The sequence below is a fragment of the Streptomyces sp. NPDC032091 genome (genome assembly GCF_055580265.1).
On record NZ_JBVILR010000004.1, the window covers coordinates 95,923 to 116,689 of the forward strand.

General features: G+C 73.6%; 19 protein-coding genes. 9 read left to right on the forward strand and 10 right to left on the reverse strand.

The features are described from left to right. Positions 1 to 129: 129 nt before the first annotated feature. Positions 130 to 858, reverse strand: coding sequence for a type 1 glutamine amidotransferase (locus ACZ5NJ_RS08700; RefSeq protein ID WP_351888083.1), 729 nt, complete (start codon positions 856 to 858; stop codon positions 130 to 132). 21 nt (positions 859 to 879) lie between these two features. Then, positions 880 to 2,118, reverse strand: a complete 1,239-nt coding sequence (locus tag ACZ5NJ_RS08705; RefSeq protein ID WP_358896689.1) for a MurT ligase domain-containing protein — start codon at positions 2,116 to 2,118, stop codon at positions 880 to 882. A gap of 122 nt (positions 2,119 to 2,240) precedes the next feature. On the opposite strand from ACZ5NJ_RS08705, the gene def reads away from it, so the two are divergent. Beyond that, the gene (gene def / locus ACZ5NJ_RS08710; protein WP_468763974.1) at positions 2,241 to 2,795 is read left to right on the forward strand and encodes a peptide deformylase; all 555 of its coding nucleotides are present in this window, start codon (positions 2,241 to 2,243) and stop codon (positions 2,793 to 2,795) included. A 32-nt stretch (positions 2,796 to 2,827) separates the two neighbouring features. Here def and ACZ5NJ_RS08715 read toward each other — a convergent pair whose 3' ends face one another. Then, a complete protein-coding gene (locus ACZ5NJ_RS08715) occupies positions 2,828 to 3,478 on the reverse strand; it encodes a TetR/AcrR family transcriptional regulator (protein WP_468763975.1) in 651 nt (216 codons plus the stop codon). Positions 3,479 to 3,683: 205 nt separating this feature from the next. On the opposite strand from ACZ5NJ_RS08715, the gene ACZ5NJ_RS08720 reads away from it, so the two are divergent. Together ACZ5NJ_RS08720 and ACZ5NJ_RS08725 are read left to right on the forward strand one after the other, a co-directional pair. Then, positions 3,684 to 4,913, forward strand: coding sequence for an acyl-CoA dehydrogenase family protein (locus tag ACZ5NJ_RS08720; RefSeq protein WP_468763976.1), 1,230 nt, complete (start codon positions 3,684 to 3,686; stop codon positions 4,911 to 4,913). A gap of 488 nt (positions 4,914 to 5,401) precedes the next feature. Continuing rightward, complete coding sequence (locus ACZ5NJ_RS08725) at positions 5,402 to 5,587, forward strand: DUF5999 family protein (RefSeq protein WP_042809879.1); 186 nt, start codon at positions 5,402 to 5,404, stop codon at positions 5,585 to 5,587. A 143-nt stretch (positions 5,588 to 5,730) separates the two neighbouring features. Here the strand turns inward: ACZ5NJ_RS08725 and ACZ5NJ_RS08730 are convergent, their stop codons facing one another. Continuing rightward, a complete protein-coding gene (locus tag ACZ5NJ_RS08730) occupies positions 5,731 to 7,767 on the reverse strand; it encodes an ATP-binding protein (protein WP_468763977.1) in 2,037 nt (678 codons plus the stop codon). Positions 7,768 to 7,919: 152 nt separating this feature from the next. Beyond that, complete coding sequence (locus ACZ5NJ_RS08735) at positions 7,920 to 8,897, reverse strand: fibronectin type III domain-containing protein (protein ID WP_468763978.1); 978 nt, start codon at positions 8,895 to 8,897, stop codon at positions 7,920 to 7,922. A 210-nt stretch (positions 8,898 to 9,107) separates the two neighbouring features. Between ACZ5NJ_RS08735 and ACZ5NJ_RS08740 the strand changes: the two genes are divergently transcribed. After that, positions 9,108 to 10,679 carry a hypothetical protein gene (locus ACZ5NJ_RS08740; RefSeq protein WP_468763979.1) on the forward strand — a complete coding sequence of 524 codons (1,572 nt, stop codon included), beginning with the start codon at positions 9,108 to 9,110 and terminating at the stop codon, positions 10,677 to 10,679. 27 nt (positions 10,680 to 10,706) lie between these two features. Here ACZ5NJ_RS08740 and ACZ5NJ_RS08745 read toward each other — a convergent pair whose 3' ends face one another. Further along, positions 10,707 to 11,642 (reverse strand): ion transporter, encoded by a 936-nt coding sequence (locus ACZ5NJ_RS08745; RefSeq protein WP_468763980.1) that lies wholly within the window; start codon positions 11,640 to 11,642, stop codon positions 10,707 to 10,709. A 198-nt stretch (positions 11,643 to 11,840) separates the two neighbouring features. Between ACZ5NJ_RS08745 and ACZ5NJ_RS08750 the strand changes: the two genes are divergently transcribed. Together ACZ5NJ_RS08750 and ACZ5NJ_RS08755 are read left to right on the forward strand one after the other, a co-directional pair. Next, entirely contained in the window at positions 11,841 to 13,031 is a 1,191-nt protein-coding gene (locus ACZ5NJ_RS08750) for a sensor histidine kinase (RefSeq protein ID WP_468763981.1), read from the forward strand. Further along, positions 13,028 to 13,714, forward strand: a complete 687-nt coding sequence (locus ACZ5NJ_RS08755; protein ID WP_468763982.1) for a response regulator — start codon at positions 13,028 to 13,030, stop codon at positions 13,712 to 13,714. The genes ACZ5NJ_RS08750 and ACZ5NJ_RS08755 overlap by 4 nt, the downstream gene beginning before the upstream one ends. On the opposite strand, the gene ACZ5NJ_RS08760 is transcribed toward ACZ5NJ_RS08755, so the two are convergent. Beyond that, positions 13,711 to 14,310, reverse strand: a complete 600-nt coding sequence (locus tag ACZ5NJ_RS08760; protein WP_468763983.1) for a DinB family protein — start codon at positions 14,308 to 14,310, stop codon at positions 13,711 to 13,713. The genes ACZ5NJ_RS08755 and ACZ5NJ_RS08760 overlap by 4 nt on opposite strands. Positions 14,311 to 14,488: 178 nt before the next feature. Between ACZ5NJ_RS08760 and ACZ5NJ_RS08765 the strand changes: the two genes are divergently transcribed. Next, entirely contained in the window at positions 14,489 to 16,420 is a 1,932-nt protein-coding gene (locus ACZ5NJ_RS08765) for an APC family permease (protein WP_468763984.1), read from the forward strand. 86 nt (positions 16,421 to 16,506) lie between these two features. Here ACZ5NJ_RS08765 and ACZ5NJ_RS08770 read toward each other — a convergent pair whose 3' ends face one another. Continuing rightward, positions 16,507 to 16,911: a DUF5997 family protein gene (locus ACZ5NJ_RS08770; protein ID WP_468763985.1), complete on the reverse strand. Its 405-nt coding sequence runs from the start codon at positions 16,909 to 16,911 to the stop codon at positions 16,507 to 16,509. 57 nt (positions 16,912 to 16,968) lie between these two features. Between ACZ5NJ_RS08770 and ACZ5NJ_RS08775 the strand changes: the two genes are divergently transcribed. After that, positions 16,969 to 17,748 carry a LysR substrate-binding domain-containing protein gene (locus tag ACZ5NJ_RS08775; protein WP_468763986.1) on the forward strand — a complete coding sequence of 260 codons (780 nt, stop codon included), beginning with the start codon at positions 16,969 to 16,971 and terminating at the stop codon, positions 17,746 to 17,748. A 33-nt stretch (positions 17,749 to 17,781) separates the two neighbouring features. On the opposite strand, the gene ACZ5NJ_RS08780 is transcribed toward ACZ5NJ_RS08775, so the two are convergent. Beyond that, positions 17,782 to 18,387 (reverse strand): hypothetical protein, encoded by a 606-nt coding sequence (locus ACZ5NJ_RS08780; protein WP_468763987.1) that lies wholly within the window; start codon positions 18,385 to 18,387, stop codon positions 17,782 to 17,784. Between the two features lie 233 nt (positions 18,388 to 18,620). On the opposite strand from ACZ5NJ_RS08780, the gene ACZ5NJ_RS08785 reads away from it, so the two are divergent. Continuing rightward, positions 18,621 to 20,021: an NADP-dependent succinic semialdehyde dehydrogenase gene (locus ACZ5NJ_RS08785; protein WP_468763988.1), complete on the forward strand. Its 1,401-nt coding sequence runs from the start codon at positions 18,621 to 18,623 to the stop codon at positions 20,019 to 20,021. Between the two features lie 12 nt (positions 20,022 to 20,033). Here the strand turns inward: ACZ5NJ_RS08785 and ACZ5NJ_RS08790 are convergent, their stop codons facing one another. Next, positions 20,034 to 20,627, reverse strand: coding sequence for a TetR/AcrR family transcriptional regulator (locus tag ACZ5NJ_RS08790; RefSeq protein ID WP_468763989.1), 594 nt, complete (start codon positions 20,625 to 20,627; stop codon positions 20,034 to 20,036). Positions 20,628 to 20,767 lie beyond the last annotated feature (140 nt).

The window sequence follows — 20,767 nt, forward strand, 5'->3', positions numbered from 1 at the left end:
CCCTACAAGCGGATCCCCACTGGGCTGAACCATCGTCCACAGGAAGGACGCACCAAACGGAAGATCGTACGAAAGCACGTCGGCCCGGACCCCCCGAGGGGAGTCCGGGCCGGGCGGGCGCGGCAGGCGCTACGCGGGCTGCGTGGCCGCAGCGATGCGCTCCGCGCGCAGCGCCTCGTACCAGCGGTCGTCTATGGCCGGCAGCGCGTTCACGTCGAGGGCCAGCTTCAGCAGCAGGTCGGCGATCAGCGGGTTGCGGGCCATCACGGGGCCGTGCATGTACGTGCCGAAGACGGTGTCGTTGTACGCGCCCTCGGTGCCGTCGCCGGTGCCGTTGCCCCGGCCCAGCCGGGTCCGGGCGAACGGCTTGGCCGTCGGGCCCAGGTGCGTGACGCCCTGGTGGTTCTCGAAGCCCGTCAGCGGGGGCAGGTTCAGCCGCGGGTCGATGTCCGCGAGAACGTCGCCGACGCACCGCTCGCCCTCGCCGCGCACGGTGACGACGTCCAGCAGGCCCAGGCCCTGCTGGCGCTCGCCCATGTCGTTGACGAACTCGTTGCCGAGGATCTGGTACCCGGCGCAGACGGAGAAGACGATCGCCCCGTTCGAGACGGCGCGCTCCAGTCCGCCGTCGCGCAGCAGGCGCTCGGCGGCCAGCCGCTGCGGCCGGTCCTCGCCGCCGCCGATCAGGTAGATGTCGCCCGAGGTGGGGATGGGCTGGTCGCTGCGCACGTCCACGCGCTGCACGTCCAGGCCGCGCTGGCGCGCCCGGCGCTCCACCACGAGGGCGTTGCCCTGGTCTCCGTACGTGCTGAGCAGGTCGGGGTAGACCCACACCAGACGCAGGCTGTTGTCGCTCATGCTCTTGTCCTCTATGGGTGACTAGTTGCCGACGCGGCGGCGCACGTCCTGGAAGGCGGTGTAGTTGGCGATCAGCTCGATCTGCCCGGGCGGCGCCAGCTGCACGGCCTCGTCGAGGGTCTCGCAGACCCGGAAGTCCAGGCCGGCGACCTCCAGGCGGACGGCCAGGTCCAGCTTGCGGTCGCCGATCACGAAGATCGGGTGGCCGGCGAGCCGCGGGTAGTCCACGTCCCACAGCCAGGAGGTGTCGGTGCCGTCCGCGCCGCGGGCGTTCACCGAGAGGATCACCGGCGCCGGGGGACCGTCGATCAGCGAAAACGTTTCGAGCCAGCCGGCCGGGTTCTTCGCGAGCAGCAGACGCAGGTCGCGGCCCTGGAAGGAGACCACGTCGTAGCGGCCGGCGACGGCCTGGACCTGGTACATGCGCTCCAGGGCGACCTGCGGGGGCACGCCGAACACGGCGGCCACGGCGGCCGAGGTGGCGGCGTTCGCCTTGTTCGCGCGGCCCGGCAGCTGGAGGTGGATCGGCCAGGCCGAGCCGTGCGGGTCCAGCACGTGGTCGCCGGAGAGCACCCAGGTCGGGGTCGGGCGGCGGAAGCCGCACTCGCCGCAGAACCAGTCGTCGCCCGGGCGCTGCATGACACCGCCGCAGGAGGGGCACGACCAGGCGTCGTCCTTCCACTCCTGGCCGGCCGCGACCCACACCACGCTCTGCGAGGAGGAGGCCGACCACACGATCAGGGGGTCGTCGCAGTTCGCGACGATGACCGCCTTGGAGCCCTGGAGCCCCTCGCGCCACTTCTCGGCGAGCATGCGGGTCTCGGCCGCGCGGTCCAGCTGGTCGCGGGAGAGGTTCAGCAGGGCGATCACCTTCGGGGTGACGTCCCGGGCCACCCCGGCCAGGTACTTCTCGTCGACCTCGATGACGCCGTACTTGGCGTCCGAGCCGCCGGCCAGGGCGGAGGTGATGCCCGCCGGCATGTTCGCGCCGAGCGCGTTCGAGACGACCGGACCGCTGGCCCGCAGGGCCTCGGCGATCAGACGGGTCGTCGTGGTCTTGCCGTTCGTCGCGGAGACGAGGACGACATCGAGATGCTGCGCCAGCGCGCCGAGGAGATCGGGGTCCAGCCTGAGTGCGACCTTGCCACCGATCACCGATCCGCTTCCGCGTCCCGCGGCCCGCGACACCGCCGCCGCGGCCTTGCCCGCCGTCACGGCCAGCTTGGCCCGCGGCGAAAGCGGCTCCGTGTTGCCTGCCATCGTCCTTTGTCCTCCTAGCGTCGGTCGCCCCAGCCTATCCAGTACCGGCCGGAGCCTTGACCGCGGCGCCCCCGGTCCGCCGCGGATCTCCTCATATATTCGCCCGTCGTACCCTTACCGCCATGCGACAGCGCCCCATCCCCGGTACCACCGGCCTCGTCCGCACCATGAGCCTGCTGGGTGATCCGGTGCTCCATTCCGCCTGCGCCGAGGTCACCGACTTCGGCCCCGAACTCGACCGGCTCATCGAGGACATGTTCGCCACGATGTACGCCGCCCAGGGCGTCGGCCTCGCCGCGAACCAGGTCGGGACCGGGCAGCGGGTGTTCGTCTACGACTGCCCCGACGACGATGACGTCCGCCATGTGGGACACGTCGTCAACCCCCGCCTGGTCGAGGCCGACGGGGACGAGTTCGTCGGCCCCGAGGGCTGTCTGTCGCTGCCCGGCCTGGAGGCGGGCACCGCCCGCTTCGACCGCGCGGTCGTCGAGGGGGTCACCTCCGACGGGAAGCCGGTGCGGATCGAGGGCACCGGGTTCTTCGCCCGCTGCCTCCAGCACGAGTGCGACCACCTCGACGGCACCGTCTACGCGGACCGGGTGACGGGCCTGCGCGCCCGGCTGCTGCGCCGGGCGATCCGCAAGACCGCCTGGGGCAGGGCGGCCGGGCAGCGGTAGCCCGGCCCCCGGGGCGGGGCCGGGCGGGCGGCTCAGAAGCCCGGGCCGTCCTCGCGGTTGCCGGCGGTGGCCAGGCGGCCCCAGAGCAGGTCGGTGAGGCCGGCCACCAGGTCGGCCCGGGCGCACGGGCGTTCGCCGAGCCACCAGTCCCCGGCGGCGTGCATCATGCCGACGATTCCGTGCCCCCAGATCCGGGCGAGCTGTTCGCCGCCCGGGCCGAGATCGACGCGCTCGCCCACCACCTTCGCCAGCTCCTCGCCCAGCCGGCGCAGCAGCGGGGCCGAGTGCAGGCCGACGTCGAAGCCGCGCTCGGCGCTCTGCGAGTCCTCGGCGGGGTGCATCAGGAACCGGTACACCTGGGGGCGGGCCTCGATGGCGGCCAGATAGGTGTCGAGGGTGGACTCCACCCGGCTGCGGCGCTCGGCGGGGGCGTCGAGCGCGGCCCGCAGCGAGTCGAGCAGGGCGTCGGTGTGCCGGACGGCCAGGGCCTGGTAGAGCCCGGCCTTGTCGCCGAAATGCCGGTAGAGGATGGGCTTGGTGATGCCCGCCTCGGCCGCGATGGCGTTCATGGAGGCCTTGGGGCCGTCCCTGAGGACGACGCGGTCGGCCGCCTCCAGCAGCTCGCGACGGCGGCGCTCGCCCGCTCCGGGCTCCGAGGCGCCGGCCTCCTGGGTGGTCTGCATGACGTGTTTCTCTCCCCGCCCTTGCGATGTGCGTGACGCCCACGCAACGTAACACCCCGCACACCCTGGCGATCGAACCGGCGGCGCTTGACAGTGCTTACCGGCCGGTAACAGACTGTGGCCCTCGATGATGTTACCGGCAGTAACCTGCGAAGCGGGCCTGCCGGATGTGGCCGTACGGCCGTGTGGATCAGCTGGAGGGGACATGGCGGAGTTCACCATGGAGCTCAACGACGACCAGAAGCAGGTCCGCGACTGGATCCACGGCTTCGCAGCCGATGTGATCCGGCCCGCGGCCGCGGAGTGGGACGAGCGCGAGGAGACCCCCTGGCCCGTCATCCAGGAGGCCGCCAAGGTCGGCATCTACTCGCTGGACTTCTACGCCCAGCAGTTCTTCGACCCGACCGGCCTGGGCATCCCGATGGCGATGGAGGAGCTCTTCTGGGGCGACGCCGGCATCGCCCTGTCGATCGTGGGCACCGGCCTCGCGGCCATCGGCGTCCTCGCCAACGGCACCGAGGAGCAGATCGGGACCTGGATCCCGCAGATGTACGGCACCCCCGACGACGTGAAGGTCGCCGCCTTCTGCTCCTCCGAGCCGGACGCCGGCTCCGACGTCGGCGCGATGCGCACCCGGGCCGTCTACGACCAGGCCAAGGACGAGTGGGTGCTGAACGGCACCAAGACCTGGGCCACCAACGGCGGCATAGCCAACGTCCACATCGTCGTCGCCGTGGTCGACCCCGGACTCGGCACCAAGGGCCACGCCTCCTTCATCGTCCCGCCGGGCACCCCGGGCCTCTCGCAGGGCCAGAAGTTCAAGAAGCACGGCATCCGCGCCTCGCACACCGCCGAGGTGGTCCTGGAGGACGTGCGGATCCCCGGCTCCTGCCTGCTCGGCGGCAAGGAGAAGCTCGACGAGCGGCTCGCGCGGGCCCGCGAGAAGGCGAAGGCGGGCGGCGGCGAGCGGGTGAAGAACGCGGCCATGGCCACCTTCGAGGCCTCCCGGCCGGCCGTCGGCGCGATGGCGGTCGGCACCGCCCGCGCCGCGTACGAGGTGGCCCTCGACTACGCCAAGACCCGCACCCAGTTCGGCCGCCCGATCATCGACAACCAGGGCGTCGCCTTCCAGCTGGCGGACATGCGCACGCAGATCGACGCGGCCCGGCTGCTGGTGTGGCGCGCCTCCTGGATGGCGGTCGCCGGCAGGCCGTTCACCTCGGCCGAGGGCTCCATGTCCAAGCTCTATGCCAGCGAGGTGGCCAAGAAGGTCACCGCCCAGGCGGTCCAGATCCTCGGCGGCAACGGCTTCACCCGGGAGTACCCGGTGGAGCGCATGCACCGGGACGCGGCCATCTACACGATCTTCGAAGGCACGAGCGAGATCCAGCGGCTGGTGATCGCCCGCACCCTCTCCGGCATGCCGATCCGCTAGGGGGTGTCCGCAAAGTAGCGTCGTCCGCCCGCAGGGCGGGCCCCGCGGCGTCCGGTGCGTGCTCTCGGCGCGCCGGGCGCGAGACCTCGTACTGGACGTACTCGGTCTTGCGCCCGGTGCGGCGAGAGTGCGTGCCGGGCGTCGCGGGGCAGGCGGGACTTTGCGGACCCCCCTAGCCGCGTCGGGCGGGTGGGTCCTGTGTGATCCCCGCCACTCATGGGGGTGGCGGGGAGGGGTGGGTTGGGGTGATCATCCCGGTTTGGCGGGGCGTCCGCCCCGGGATTGCGCGGCCGGACGGTCGTGGTGCGCGCAGAAGATCCGGAAAGCCGGCATGAGCGCATGGTGAGCGGGCATACACACCCTGAACTCGACCGCGAATATGGGTTCCGTCCGGGTGCGGCGATCGGCAATACTCGCCGCCACCGTGGATCGCGGAATCGACCGGGTGACCACCGGCCCTCCCGCCCCACACTGCGAGGAGGTGCGCCATGTGCTCCCACCAGCCCCCCTGCCCGCCCGCCGACAGCGCCGACCGTGACGCTGCCCGCACCGTGGCCTTCCATCCCGAACAGGGCTGGAGCCTGCTCTGCAACGGCGTGGTGGTCTTCGACGACACCGGGGAACTGCTCCCCGAAGGCCGGACGGTGGAACCCCGTCGCCCGGCCCTGGTCTGAGCGAGGAGGCAGCATGCGCCAGCAGCTGATCCGCAAGCCCGTCCCCAAGCCCGCCCCCCGAGACCTGGACCTGCGCACACCGTCGGGCAGACCCCTCCCGTACTGACGGGAGCTCTCGCCTCAGGCAGTCCGCCGGCTGTGCCTCAGCCGGTGGACGCCGCCGCGCCGCCCTGGAACGCGGTCTCGTACGCCGCGTCGCCGATCGCCGCCCTGGCCTGCCGCTCGCCCTGGTCCCGCAGGGCCGTCAGCGAGGGCGAGCCCATCTGCGGCCGGCCCACCGTGCGCCACCACGCGTGCCCGGTGCCCAGCAGCCGCGCCGCCAGCTCCCCGTCGCCCAGGGCCGCCACCGCCGCCGCGAGCATGTCCAGGCCGATGGCGATGCCGAAGCGGTCGTTCAGCAGCCGCTTGCCCGAGAGCATCGCCCGCACGTGCCGGGCGGCCTCCCCGTGCCGGCCGAGCCCCAGCGCGGCGAACCCGAGGACGTAGTCCGCGTACGCCCGCAGCCAGCGCTCGCCCAGCTCCACGCACGCCTCGCGCAGCCCCCGCGCCTCCTCGACGGCCTCCTCGAAGCGCCCGAGGTCACACAGGGCGTACGCGCTCACCAGCTGGCACAGCAGCCGCCCCGCACCGCTCCCCGGACCGCCGTGGCCCGCCCGCGCACCGGGTCCCGCCAGCGCGAGCGCCCGGGCCGGGTCGCCCGGCATCAGGAGCGAGACCGACCGCAGGTAGGCGGCGCGCAGCCGCCGCTCCGGGTCGCCGATCGCCTCCGCGGCCCGTACGCAGGCGATGCCCGTCAGCCCGGCCGCCTCCATGTCGCCCTGGAGCAGCATCGTCAGCCCGAGCGCCCACAGCGCCTGGGCGTGCGCCGCCCCCGTCGGCGAGGCCTGGGCCAGGGCCCGCTCCAGGAAGCCGCGGCCCTCCTGGAGGTGGCCGCAGGAGAACCAGAAGAACCACAGCCCGCCGGCCATCTCCAGGGCCGCGCCGGGATCCGTGCCGAGCAGGTGCTCCAGGGCGGTGCGCAGCTGCGCGTGCTCGGCGCTCATCCTGCGGTACCAGTCCACCTGGCCCGGCCCCATCCAGCCCTCCTCGGCGGCCCGGGCGAGGGCGGCGTACCAGTGGGCGTGGCGGTCCGCGACGGCCCCCACCTCGTCCAGTTCGGCCAGCCATTCGTGGCCGAACTCGCGGATGGTGTCCAGCATCCGGTAACGGACCCCGGCCCCCCGCTCCCGGGACCGGCGTACGACGGACTTCGCGACCAGCCCCTCCAGCAGCCACTCCACCCGCGCCGCGGGCAGCGGTCCGCCGGCGCACACCGTCCGGGCGGCCGCCGCGTCGAAGTCCCCGGCGAACACCGACAGCCGGGCCCACAGCAGCCGCTCCAGGGGTTCGCACAGCTCGTGGCTCCAGCCGATCGCGGTCCGCAGGGTCCGGTGCCGGGCGGGCGTCGCGGTGCGGGTGGCGTCGGAGAGCACCTCGAAGCGTGCGCCCAGCAGCTGGGCCATCCGCTCCAGCGTCCACAGCCGCAGCCGTGCCCCGGCCAGCTCCAGCGCGAGCGGGATCCCGTCCAGGCGCCGGCAGACCTCGGCCGCGAGGGCTGCCCGGACGGGGTCGGCGAGGGCGGTGGCGGTCTGCGGGGCGGCGGCCAGGGCGCGGGCCCGGAAGAGGGTGAGGGCGTCGCTGTCGGGGCCCTCGCAGGGCAGCGGGCGGACTTCCACGACGGTCTCGCCGGGGGAGCCCAGCCGCTCGCGGGAGGTGACCAGTACCGTCAGGCCGGGTGCCGACTGCAGGAGTTCGCCGACCAGGTGCCGGACCGGGGTGACCAGGTGCTCGCAGGTGTCGAGGACGATGAGCAGGGTCTTGTCGGTCATCCACGCGCACAGTTCCTCGTCCACGGTCTGCCCGGCGTGGGCGGCGCCGCCGATGCTCAGGCCGAGGGTGTGGGCGAGGGTGGTGGTGAGGAGCCCGGGGTCGCGCAGCGGGGAGAGCTCGACCCACCAGATCCCGTCGGGCCGGGTCCGGCCGGGGCGCGCGGCGGCCCGCAGCGCCAGCCGGGACTTGCCGACTCCGCCCACCCCGGTCAGGGTGATCAGTCTTCGTTGGTCCAGCAGGCCTTGGAGGCGGTCGAGTTCGGCCTCGCGGCCGACGAAGCTCGCCGTCTCCGGCGGAAGGTTTCCCGGCACGGCGTCAGATTCTGACGCATGGTCGCCGCCGGTGGCACCTGCCTGACTGTGGTTGACCGAGTACTCACCGAACACGGTTGTATTGTGCGTGATCTTCTTGCGCGCCCGTGCCGTTCGGCCGGGATCGGTGGCGGCGGACCGGACCGGCGCCGTCAGCCGGGGAGGGTGATCCGCCGTTCTCCGCAGAAGGCGCCCCAGTTGCCGTCGGGCAGGCGGGCGCGCAGTTTCAGGGTCCAGACGGTGCCGGCCGGCTCGGTGGTGGTGAGCCGGTAGGAGGCCCGCCCCTTCGGCACGGCTCCGGCGCCGAACTGGATGACGGTGACGGGCCGGTCGTTGACGTAGAGCTGGTACTCGCCGGTCTCGCGGCCGGTGTCCGGGGCGGTCCAGCCCAGGTCGACCCTGCCGGGGGAGGCGGTGGCCGTGAACGCGCCGGGTGCGGTGTCCGGTCCCCGGGCCGGGTCGTCGGGGGTGGTCACGGCCACCGCCGGCCCGTCGGGGGAGCTGTTGTCGGAGCCGTCGCGGGCCCGGACGGTGAAGGAGTAGGCGGTGCCGGGCTGGAGCCCGGTCAGGGTGGTGGTGCTCTCGGCGGCGCCGGCGGTGTGGATCCGGACGCCGCCCTGGTAGACGTCGTACGCCGTCACGCCCGTGTCGTCCGTCGCCGGGGTCCAGTCCAGGCGGACCGCCCGGGGTCCCTCGGCCCGGCCGGCCGTGGTGGGCGGGGCGGTGGGCGGGAGGCGGTCCTCGGGCTTGGCGGCGGGGGTGGTGGCCCGTGCGGCGGCGCTCGGGGCGGAGCGGTTTCCGGCCGCGTCCCGGGCCCGGACGGTGAAGGCGTAGCCGGTCCGCGGGGCGAGGCCGGTGACGTCCACCATGGTCTTCTCGGCGGGGAGTTCCCGGACCAGCCGTTCCCCCTCGAAGACCTGATACCCGGTGACCCCGTCGGCGGGGGAGGCCGCATCCCACATCACGTGGACCGAAGTGGCGCTGCCCGCCTGGGCGGTGAGCCCGCCGGGCGCGTGCGGGGGTGTGGTGTCTCCGTCCGCGCCACAGGCCGTCAGCGCGGGGGCGGCCAGGCAGAGGGCGAGGGCCGCGAGGACCGCCCCGGCGCGGCGCGGGGCCGTGATGGGTCGCACGGGGTGCCTTCCTCGTACGTGCTCTCGTAAAGGTCTAGACATATATGGCACGGCCGGGTGCGCCCGGACAAGACTCTCGCGGTTGCGTGAATCATCCCTCCCTCCCATGGACTCCTCACGCGGTGCGACCTAGCGTCGGGCGGCGGCGCTATGTCAGAGGTGATGTCAGACGTGATGCCGACAGCACCGCGAGAGAAGGAGGACGCCCGCATGCTCCGAAGAGCGCTGAACTGCGCCGTGGCCCCCGCCCTCGCCGCCCTGACGGTCCTGGCCGGGATCCCCTCCCCGGCCCGTGCCGGGGAGATCCCCCAGGCCCCCGGCCACCGCCTGGTCGGGCACTACGACGGCGCCCCCGCGACCCCCGCCCCGCTGCCGGGCGCGCCGCCGCCGCAGCACCCCTTCCTGGCGCCCAACGGGCGCAGCGGCATGCACGCCGACGCGGGCGGCAGCGCCACCTCCCCGTGGTCCGGCCCGCTGGGCCGCGACCCGAAGGTCACCAGCGCGAGGATCGCCGCACTCGGCGGGGAATGCGCCACCGCCACCTTCGACGCCGGCGGCCGCCTCGTCACCGTCTGCGGCACCTTCACCGGCTTCGAGGTCAAGCTCCTGGAGCCCCGTACGCTGGCCACGCTCGCGGAGTACCGGCTCCCACAGCGCTCCTCGACGGTCGAGGCGATTACCTCGCTCGACCTCTCGAAGATCTTCAAGGACACCTCCGGCGGCGCCTACTTCTACCTCGACGACCAGGACCGCGCGGTGCTGGCCGACTCCCGCCTTCACGTCCTGCGCCTGGCCCACTCCCGGAACCCCGACGGGAGCTGGAAGTTCACCGTCGAGGACGACTGGGACCTCACCGGACAGGTCCCGCACGACTGCGTCGGCTGGACCAACCCGTGGCCCGGCGGCACCTGCGACCCCGTCACCTCGGTCATGCCCGACTGGAACGGCCTCATCTGGTGGGTCACCCGCCAGGGCCGCGTCGGCACCGTGGACCCGCGGACCTCCCGGATCCGGTCGATCCGGCTGGAGGGCGAGGAGATCCAGAACTCCTTCTCGGTCGCCGAGGACGGGGTCTCCATCGTCTCCGACCACGCCCTCTACAGCTTCCGCGCCACCGCCGACGGCACCCCCCAGGCCCAGTGGCGCCAGACGTACGACCGGGGGACCGGGGCCAAACCCGGCTCCGTGAACCAGGGTTCGGGCACCACCCCGGACCTCTTCGGCGACGGCTACGTCGCCATCACCGACAACGCCGACGACCGGATGAACGTCCTGGTCTACCGGCGCGGCACCGGCGTCCCCGCCGGCCGGCGGCTGGTCTGCGCGGTCCCCGTCTTCGGATCCGGCGCCTCGACCACCGACAACTCCCTGGTCACCTGGGGCAACAGCCTCGTCGTCGAAAACAACTACGGCTACGAGAACGTCACCTCGCTGCTGCTGGGCAAGTCCGTCGTCGGCGGCGTCACCCGCATCGACGTCCGCCCGGACGGCAGCGGCTGCGACACGGTCTGGCAGAGCGCGATCCGCTCCCCGTCCGTGGTCCCCAAGCTCTCCGCCGGCAACGGGCTGCTCTACTTCTACGAGAAGGAGCCCAACGCCTGGGGCATCGACGCCTGGTACCTCACGGCCGTGGACTTCCGCACCGGTGAGCGCCGCTGGCGCCGGCTGACGGGCACCGGTCCGCTGTACGACAACAACTGGGCGCCGATCACGCTCGGCCCCGACGGGACGGCGTACGTCGGCGTGTTCAACGGCATCGTCGCGGTCCGCGACTCCGGCTGACCCGGGGCCCCGGGTCAGCCGCGCCGGCTAGACGGCGGACTCCAGCCGCCGCTCCGGCTCGCGCCGCCCGGGGTCCCGGGGCCCCGGCGCGGCCGCCGTCACGGACCGTGCGAGGTCGAGGGAGGCCTCCAGGTCGTCCAGGGCGAGGCGGGCCGCGGCGATCCGCTCCCGGACCTCGTCGGCGGCGTCCGCGTCCCGCGCCGCCCGCTCCCGGGCCCGCGCCTCGGCCTCCTCCATCTCCCGCGCCTCGTCCAGGGAGTTGAGGACCACCCCGATCAGGACGTTGACCAGCACGAACGAGGCGAGGAGCGCGTAGGAGGCGTAGTAGAGGATGCTGAACCGGGAGATCTCCAGCCCCGCCCGGACCGCGTCCGTCAGCCCGTCCAGGGTGGTGAGCAGGAACAGGGTCAGCGCGGCCCGGCCGATCGAGCCGTAGTGCTGCGGATCGGAGCCGGCGAAGCAGACCCAGCCGACCATCGCGTACACGTACACCACCAGCGCGCCGACGAACAGGAAGCTCGCCGTGCCCGGCAGGCTGCGCCCGACGGCGAGCAGCAGGATCCGCAGGTGGGGCAGGAAGCGGGCGGTGCGCAGCACACGGGCCAGGCGCAGCAGCCGCAGCACGGTGGTGTTCGAGCGCAGGAACGGGAGGAAGGCCGAGGCCACGATCAGCAGGTCGAAGATGTTCCAGGGGTCCCGGAAGAACGCTTTCGGCCGGTCCGCGTAGGAGCCGATGCGCAGCACCATCTCCAGCGTGAACAGGACCAGGCAGCCGTCCTCCGCCGCTTGCAGGGCCCGGCCCTGGGACACGGCCAGGCCGCTGTACGTCTCCGCCCCCATCAGCCCCGCGTTGATCAGGATCACGAGGAAGACGCCCATGCCGAACGACGGGGCCTCGGTGATCCCCCGGCAGTGGGCGGCCAGTCTCCCGCGGCCCGAACCGGTCGGCCTGCTGTCCGTCATCTCGCTCCTCCAACTCGTCACTCGCGCGCGGCGCGCGGATCGTGGGGCGGCGCACAGCGCGGGCGCGCGCGCCGGTCCGCCCTTCTAACGCCCGACGGCCGAACGGGTTTCAGCGGATCCCGGAGCAGCGGGACCCCGCCCGGGGGTGTACGCCCGCGGGCCGATGTCCGGACGGGGCACGGTGATTACTGTCGCGGCATGAACACAACAGCGCTGCAAGCGCCACTCGGTCCGGGTACGGGAGCGGGGGCGCGGCCGGTCCCCCTCGACTGGGGCGGGGCCGCCCTCTACCTCCTCGCCGCGGGGCTCGCCTTCAGCACCGGCCCCACCGACTCCGGCCTGCTGCAGGCCACCGTGATGCTGCTCGCGGTGAGCCTGCTGGCCGGGCTGATCCGGAGACTGCCGCAGGCCGCACTGGCGCTGACCGTCCTCGCCGGTACGCTCGTCGCCTTCTCGGCGGCGGACCACGGCCCGGACCGCCTGCTCGTCTACCTCCCGGTGGACCTCGTCCTCGGCGTCGTCGTGGCCGTGCGCCCCCGCCGGGAGGCGCTCGCCGCCGGCAGCGCGGTCACCGTGGTGCAGGTCCTGGCCGCCGGTCTCCTCGCCCCCGGTCCGCTGCTCACCAGCGCCGGTCTGGTCACGGTCCTGGCGCTCGGCACCTGCTGCATGGCGGGCCTCATGGTGCGCCAGCGGCGGGTCCACGCCGGGGAACTGCGGGCCAAGGCCGTGTCCGAGGCGGTGACCGCCGAACGCCTGCGCATCGCACGGGAGCTGCACGACATGGTCGCCCACAGCATCGGCGTCATCGCCATCCAGGCGGGCGTGGGCGGCCGGGTCATCGGGACCCGGCCCGAGGAGGCGCGCAGCGCGCTCGACGCCATCGAGCGCACCAGCCGGGAGACCCTCGCGGGCCTGCGCCGGACCCTGGTCGCCCTGCGCCGGGCCGAGCCGGGGGAGGACGGCGGCGTCCCGACGGGGCCCGCACCCGGACTCGCGGACCTCGACGCGCTCGCGGCCTCGCTCAGGGGATCGGGCGTGGGGGTGGAGGTGCGCTGGACCGGTGAGCCGCGCCGGCTGCCGCCGGACATCGACCTGTCCGTGTACCGCATCGTGCAGGAGGCCCTCACCAACGTCGTCCGGCACGCGGGAGCGTCCGCCCGGGCCCGGGTGACCGTGGCCTTCCGGGAGCGGGAGGTGCACGTGGAGGTCGTCGACGACGGCAGGGGAGCGGCGGTGCGGCCGGGTGGGACGGGGTTCGGCATCACCGGCATGTACGAGCGGGTGAGCCTGCTCCACGGCCGCTTCAGCGCGGGGCCCCGGCCGGAGGGCGGGTTCCGGGTCGCGGCGGAGCTGCCGCTGCCCGCCGGGAGCGCGGAGGTGTCGCGATGAGCCGGGCCCGGGTCCGCGTCCTGCTGGTCGACGACCAGCCGCTGGTCCGCTCGGGGCTGCGGGTGCTCATCGGCGAGACCGCCGATCTGGAGGTGGTGGCCGAGGCCGGCACGGGCGCGGAGGCCGTCGAGCAGGCGGCCGCGCACGACCCCGACGTGGTGGTGATGGACATCCGTATGCCCGGCATGGACGGCATCGAGGCCACCCGCCGGATCACCGGCGGACCGGGGGCGCCCCGGGTGCTGGTCCTGACCACCTTCGACGAGGACGAGCACGTCTACGGGGCGCTGCGCGCGGGCGCGAGCGGGTTCGCGGTCAAGGACATGGCCCTGGAGGACATCCTCGCGGCCGTCCGCGTGGTCGCCGCCGGGGACGCGCTGATCGCGCCGGGCGTCACCCGCCGCCTGATCGCGGACTTCGTCCGGGGCCCCGGCCCCGCTCACGGCAGGTCCGCCCGGCCGGTCGAGGGCGTCACCGACCGGGAGCGGGAGGTGCTGACACTGGTCGGGCGGGGCCGGTCGAACGCGGAGATCGCCGAGGAACTGTTCATCTCCGTCGCCACCGCCAAGGCCCACGTGGCACGGCTGTTCGGCAAGCTCGGCGCCCGGGACCGGGTCCACCTGGTGATCACGGCGTACGAGGCGGGGCTGGTCTCCCCCTCCGGCCCGGCACGCGAGGGCTAGGGCGCGGAGCCGTCCGTGCGGCCGGCCTCGTGGGCCGCTTGGGCGACCCGGGCGTGGTGGTCCCGCCACCATGCGGCGTCCTCGGGGGGTGTGCACGTGCCGTCGGCCCGCAGACCGGTGGCCGCGTCGACGAGTTCGCGGACGATGTCGGCGTGCCCGGCGTGCCGGCCGGTCTCGGCGATCATGTGCACCAGGCTCCGGTGCAGGGTGGTCTCGCTCCGGTCACCCCACGCCACCCGGCCGACGCTGTCGAGGTCGAGCGTGCGGATCGTCTCGTCCGAGTGCGCCCACACGGCCCGGTAGAGCCCGGTGATCTGCTCGCGCGACTCCTCGGGGGTGGCCCACAGGTCCGCGTTGGGCTCGGCGGCGCCCGTGATCCACAGGCCCGGCGCCTCGAAGGGCCGGCCGTAGGTGGCGCCGAAGTAGAGGGCTTCGGCGCCGGTCAGGTGCTTGACCAGGCCCAGCAGGTTGGTGCCGGTGGGGGTCAGCGGGCGGCGCACGTCGTACTCGCCGAGCCCTTCGAGCTTCCACAGGAGGGCGTCGCGTGCGTCCTGGAGGTACACGCGCAGGTCTTCTTTGAAATCGGCTCCGGTCATACGGTGAGTCTGGCGCGGGGAAGATCGCCGGTCATCGGGTTTTCGGGGCGGACGCCGGGAGGGCGTTAAGGAAGTGTCAGGATCGGTCGCCTGACGTGCAAAAACGATCCGGCTGCATACGCTGGCTCAGCCGTCGGTGTCGATGGCCGAATCTTGCCCACGACAGGAGCTCCCCACCATGGCCACCCCTGCCCGCACCACACGCCTGCGCGCGTGGATGCTGGAAGGCCTGACCGACCGCCCCAGACAGCAGTCGCACGCCGACACCGCCCACGAAGGCCGCCCCTGGTGGCGCGTCATGTGCCTGACCGGCCTCGACTACTTCTCGACCCTCGGCTACCAGCCCGGTATCGCGGCCCTCGCCGCCGGACTGCTGTCGCCCGTCGCGACGATCGTGCTGGTGCTGCTCACCCTGTTCGGCGCCCTGCCGGTCTACCGGCGCGTGGCCGAGGAGAGTCCGCACGGCGAGGGCTCGATCGCGATGCTGGAGCGGCTGCTGTCCTTCTGGCAGGGCAAGCTCTTCGTCCTGACCCTCCTCGGGTTCGCGGCCACCGACTTCCTGATCACCATCACCCTGTCGGCCGCCGACGCCACCGCCCACATGGTGGAGAACCCGCACCTGACCGGCACCCTGCACGGGCACGAACTCCTGATCACCCTCATCCTGATCGCGCTGCTCGGGGCCGTCTTCCTCAAGGGCTTCAGCGAGGCCATCGGCGTCGCCGTGGTCCTGGTGGCCGGCTACCTCGCGCTCAACGCGGTCGTGGTCGGCGTGGGCCTGTGGCAGGTGATCACCGAACCGCACGTCGTCGCCGACTGGTCGGACGCCCTGACCACCCAGCACGGCAACCCGTTCATGATGATCGCCATCGCGCTCGTCGTCTTCCCCAAGCTGGCCCTCGGCCTCTCCGGGTTCGAGACCGGCGTCGCCGTCATGCCGCACGTCCAGGGTTCCCCGGACGACACCCCCGAGCACCCGGCCGGCCGGATCAGGGGCACCAAGAAGCTGCTCACCACGGCCGCCGTGATCATGAGCGTCTTCCTGATCTGCTCCAGCTTCGTCACCACGCTGCTCATCCCCGCCGACGCGTTCAAGTCCGGCGGCGAGGCCAACGGCCGCGCCCTCGCCTACCTCGCCCACGAGCAGCTCGGCTCCGCCTTCGGCACCGTCTACGACGTCTCGACGATCCTCATCCTCTGGTTCGCGGGCTCCTCCGCCATGGCCGGCCTGCTCAACCTGATGCCCCGCTACCTGCCCCGCTACGGCATGGCCCCGCACTGGGCCCGCGCCCTGCGCCCGATGGTGATCGTCTTCACGCTGGTCGCCTTCCTGGTGACCTGGCTCTTCGACGCGGACGTCGACGCCCAGGGCGGCGCCTACGCCACCGGCGTCCTCGTCCTGATCACCTCGGCCGCCGTCGCCGTGACCATCGCCGCCCGCAAGGCCGGTGAGCGCGGCTGGACCATCGGTTTCGGGACCATCTCCGCCGTCTTCATCTACACGACCGCCGTGAACGTGGTCGAGCGCCCCGACGGCGTGAAGATCGGCGCGTGCTTCATCGGCGGGATCATGGCCCTGTCGCTGCTGTCCCGCCTCGCCCGCGTCTTCGAGCTGCGGGTGACGCACGTGGAGCTCGACGACATGGCGACGCGGTTCATCCGCGACACCGCGAACCGGACGATACGTTTCATCGCCAACGAGCCGGACCACCGCGACGAGGCCGAGTACCGCGACAAGGTCCGGCAGATCCGCGCCGACAACGACATCCCGGACGCCGACGACGTCATGTTCGTCGAGGTCACCGTCCTCGACCCGTCCGAGTTCGAGTCCGGGCTCAAGGTCCGGGGCGAGGTGCTCCACGGCCGCTACCGGGTCCTGACCCTGGAGAGCTCCACCATCCCCAACGCCCTCGCCGCGCTGCTGCTGCACGTCCGCGACGAGACGGGACAGCGCCCGCACATCTACTTCGAGTGGACCGAGGGCAACCCGATGGCCAACTTCCTGCGGTTCTTCCTGTTCGGCCAGGGCGAGGTCGCCCCCGTCACCCGCGAGGTCATCCGCGAGGCCGAACCCGACCGCTCCCGCCGCCCCCACGTCCACGCCGGCTGACCGGCCCCGGGCAACGCGGACGGCCGGGCCGGGTCCCTCGCGGACCCGGCCCGGCCGTCGTGCGTGCGTTCGTGCGGGGGAGGAGGTCAGGAATGCTTCTGCGCGTCCTTCTGCGCCTTCTCCGCCTGCTTCTCCTTGATGCGGACGGCCTCCTTGCGGACCTCCGCCTGGGTGGCGCGCTCCTTCTGCAGCCACTCCGGGTTGTCCTGCTTGATGGCCTCGATCTGCTCCGTGGTGAGCGCCTCGGTGATCCCGCCGCGCGCGAGACCGGCGATCGAGACGCCCAGCTTCGAGGCGACGACCGGGCGCGGGTGCGGACCGTTGCGCCGCAGCTCCACCAGCCAGGCGGGCGGCTCGGCCTGGAGTGCGTTCAGCTCGGTGCGCGAGACCACGCCCTCCCGGAACTCTGCGGGGGTGGCCTCGAGATACACACCCAGCTTCTTCGCCGCGGTCGCGGGCTTCATCGTCTGGGTGCTCTGGTGGGACGTCATGCACCCAGGGTATCGAGCATGTGCGCGGGCTCCGACCACGACCGGTAGCCTTGCGGGGTGACAGGCTCGGATGCAACCCCTTCGTTCCGGCTCGCCTATGTCCCGGGAGTGACGCCCACCAAGTGGGTGCGGATCTGGAACGAGCGGCTGCCCGACATCCCGCTGACCCTGATCGGCGTGACCGCCGGCGAGGCGTTCGCCGCGCTGCGCGCCGGTGACGCCGACGCCGGGTTCGTACGGCTCCCCGTGGACGGTACGGACCTCAGCGCGATCCCGCTCTACACCGAGACCACCGTGGTGGTGGTCCCCAAGGACCACGTCGTGGCCGCGGTGGACGAGGTGGCGACCGAGGACCTGGCCGACGAGATCGTGCTGCACCCCCTGGACGACGTCCTGGGCTGGGAGACCCTGCCCGGCAAGCCCGCGTTCGAACGGCCCGCCACCACGGCGGACGCCATCGAGCTGGTGGCGGCCGGTATCGGCGTGCTCGTCGTCCCGCAGTCCCTCGCCCGGCTGCACCACCGCAAGGACCTCACCTACCGGCCCGTCACGGACGCCCCCGCCTCGCGCGTCGCCCTGTCCTGGCCGGAGGAGAAGACCACCGACATGGTCGAGGACTTCATCGGCATCGTCCGGGGCCGGACGGTCAACAGCTCCCGGGGCCGCCAGGCCGCGCCGGAGCAGCCCAAGCAGGACCGCAAGGCCGCGGCGGCGAAGAAGACCGGCGGCAAGCCCCGGACGGCGGGCAAGCCGGCGGCCCGCTCCGGCGGCAAGCCGAACGCCCGCGGCGGGGCCGCCCCCAAGCGCGGGGGCGGCAAGCCGCGCCGCGGCCGCTGACCCCCGCTCCGGCCGGAAGCCCCGCCGGGCGGGTCAAGGCCGCTCCGGTGGCCGGTCCGGGCCGTCCCGCTGCGGCGCCGGGTCGCGGAGGGTGACCAGGCGGTAGGCGGGGGCGCGCTTCGGCCGGCGTTCGCCGCCGCGCAGCCCCCGGGCCTGCTGGACCGCCGCATCCACGAGCGCGGCCACCAGCGGGTTCGCCCGGCGCAGCCGCAGCAGCTGGTCGGAGCGCAGCCCGACGATCGCGGCGGCCGTACCGGCGTGCGCGCCCCGGGCCACGGACTCCAGGAACAGCCGCAGGCCCAGCGCGCTGGTCCGCCCCCGCGCCGGGACCCGGTGCGCCGCCGCCAGGGCCGTCGCCGCGGCCAGCGCCGCCTCGAAGGCGGGGTCCCGGGCGCGCCACCCGGCGAGCAGGGCCTCCGGGATCCCGGCTGCCGCCGCGCAGCCCGCCGGTCCCAGGCCCATGGCGGCCGCGTGGACGGCGCGGGCCCGGCGGCCGCTGTTCTCCGCGTGCAGGTCCGGATCCGGGTCGAGCACGGCGGCCAGAGCCCGGTCGAGTTCCTCGGCGGCGGTGAGCCCGGCCACCAGCTCCCGGGCCCACTCCCGGCGGCGCTCCGGCTCGTCCTGCGCCCGCTCGTCCACGGTCCGTCCGCCTCCCGCCCGCATCCTCCGGGCCCTCCGGGGCCTCCCGATCCCATTGTGCGACCGCGGCGGGCCCCCTGGGGAAGCGTCTCGGCAGGTGGCCGCACCACCGCCCCCCGGTCCGCCGCTCCGCAGGCCGCGGCGCGGGGTGGTGACGGCCGGTCCTCGCGTTGCGCCCGCGGGAGCGGACGGGCAGGGTCGGTGGGGCGGCTCCCTCGCAGGAAGGTCGGACCATGCCCATCGCCACCGTCAACCCCACGACAGGCCGGACGCTGCGCACCTTCGACGCGCTCGACGCCGACGGCGTCGAACGCTGCCTGGCCGAGGCCGCGCGGACGGCCGTCGCCTACCGGCGCACCACCTTCGCGGAACGCTCGGCACTGCTGAACCGCGCGGCCGACCTCCTGGAGGCCGAGGGCGAGGACATCGCCCGCACCATGACCATCGAGATGGGCAAACCGCTCGGCGCGGCCCGTGCCGAGGCGGCCAAGTGCGTCAAGGCGATGCGCTGGTACGCCGCCCACGCGGAAGGCCTCCTCGCCGACGAGCACCCCGCCGACTCCGACGTCCGCGACGCGGGTGCCTCGGCCGTCCGGGTGCGCTACCGGCCCCTGGGGGTGGTGCTCGCCGTCATGCCGTGGAACTTCCCGCTCTGGCAGGTCGTACGGTTCGCCGCGCCCGCGCTCATGGCCGGCAACGTGGGCCTGCTGAAGCACTCCTCGAACGTCCCCCAGACGGCCCTCTACCTGGGCGACCTCTTCCGGCGGGCGGGCTTCCCGGAGGGCTGCTTCCAGACCCTGCTGATCGGCTCGGGCCCCGTCGAGGGCATCCTGCGCGACCCCAGGGTGGCCGCGGCCACCCTCACCGGCAGCGAACCGGCCGGACGGGCGGTGGCCTCGGTCGCCGGGGACGAGGTCAAGAAGACGGTCCTGGAGCTCGGCGGCAGCGATCCCTACATCGTGATGCCCTCCGCCGACATCGCCCGCGCCGCGAAGACGGCCGTGACCGCGCGGGTGCAGAACAACGGCCAGTCCTGCATCGCCGCCAAGCGGTTCATCGTCCACACCGACGTCTACGAGGAGTTCGCCCGCCTCTTCACCGGTGGCATGGCGGCCCTGACCGTCGGCGACCCGATGCGGGAGTCCACCGACGTCGGCCCGCTGGCCACCGAGAGCGGCCGCGCCGACGTGGAGGAACTCGTCGACGACGCCGTCCGCCAGGGCGCCACGGTCCTGTGCGGGGGCCGGCGCCCGCCCGGGCACCCGGACGGCTGGTTCTACGAGCCCACGGTGCTGGCCGACGTCACCCCGGCGATGCGGATCGACCTGGAGGAGACCTTCGGGCCCGTCGCCACCCTGTACCGGGTGGGCAGCCTCGACGAGGCCGTGGAGCGGGCCAACCACACGCCGTTCGGCCTGAGTTCGAACGTCTGGACCCGGGACGACGCCGACCTGGAGCGGTTCGTCCACGAGCTGGAGGCCGGCGGGATCTTCGTCAACGGCATGACGGCCTCCCACCCCGCCCTGCCCTTCGGCGGCGTCAAGCGGTCGGGCTACGGGCGGGAGCTGTCCGGGCACGGCATCCGGGAGTTCTGCAACATCACCACCGTCTGGCAGGCGGCGGACCCGGCCTGAGGGGCACGGCCCTCACGGCCCCATGAGTGCCTGGACCTGGTCGGTGACCAGGTCCAGGAGGTCCGCGGCGGCCCCCTCGTCGCCGAGGACCAGCAGGCCGAGGGTCAGCCCGTCCGTCATCGAGGCCAGGTATCCGGCCAGTACGGCCACCGGCACCCGGGGCCGCAGCCCCGTGTCGCGGCCCAGCTGGTGGATGAGCTCCTCGTAGGTGTCGCGGTACATCGCGTACTGGCGGCGCGCCAGGTGCTCGAACCCCGGCTGGCGCAGGGCGTACTGGGTGAGCTCGTACGTCAGCATGTGCTCCCCGGGCTGGGCGCACACGTGGTCCCAGTACGCCTGGAAGCCCGCCCGGATCGTCTCGCGCAGGGTGGCCTTCGGGCGGATCGCCTCCCTGACCACCGTGATGTAGTGGGCGGTGATCGCCTCGATGACCGCTTCGAGGAGGGCCTGCTTGGAGTCGAAGCAGTAGTGGACGACGCTGAGCGACACCCCCGCCTCGGCGGCGATCGACCGGGTCGTGGTGCGGGCGACGCCGTCGCGGGTCATCGCGCGGATCGCGGCCTCGGTGAGCTGCGCCCGCCGCTCCGCCGACGGCATCCGGGCCATGGGGCCCCTCTCGTTCCGGTAGGGCCGGTGGGGGGGGGGGGAGGGGGGGGGGGGGGCACACCCCCCCCCCCCCCCCCCCACCCCCCCCCCCCCCCCCCACAAAAACCCCCCCCCCTCTCTCCCCCCCCACCCCCCCCCCA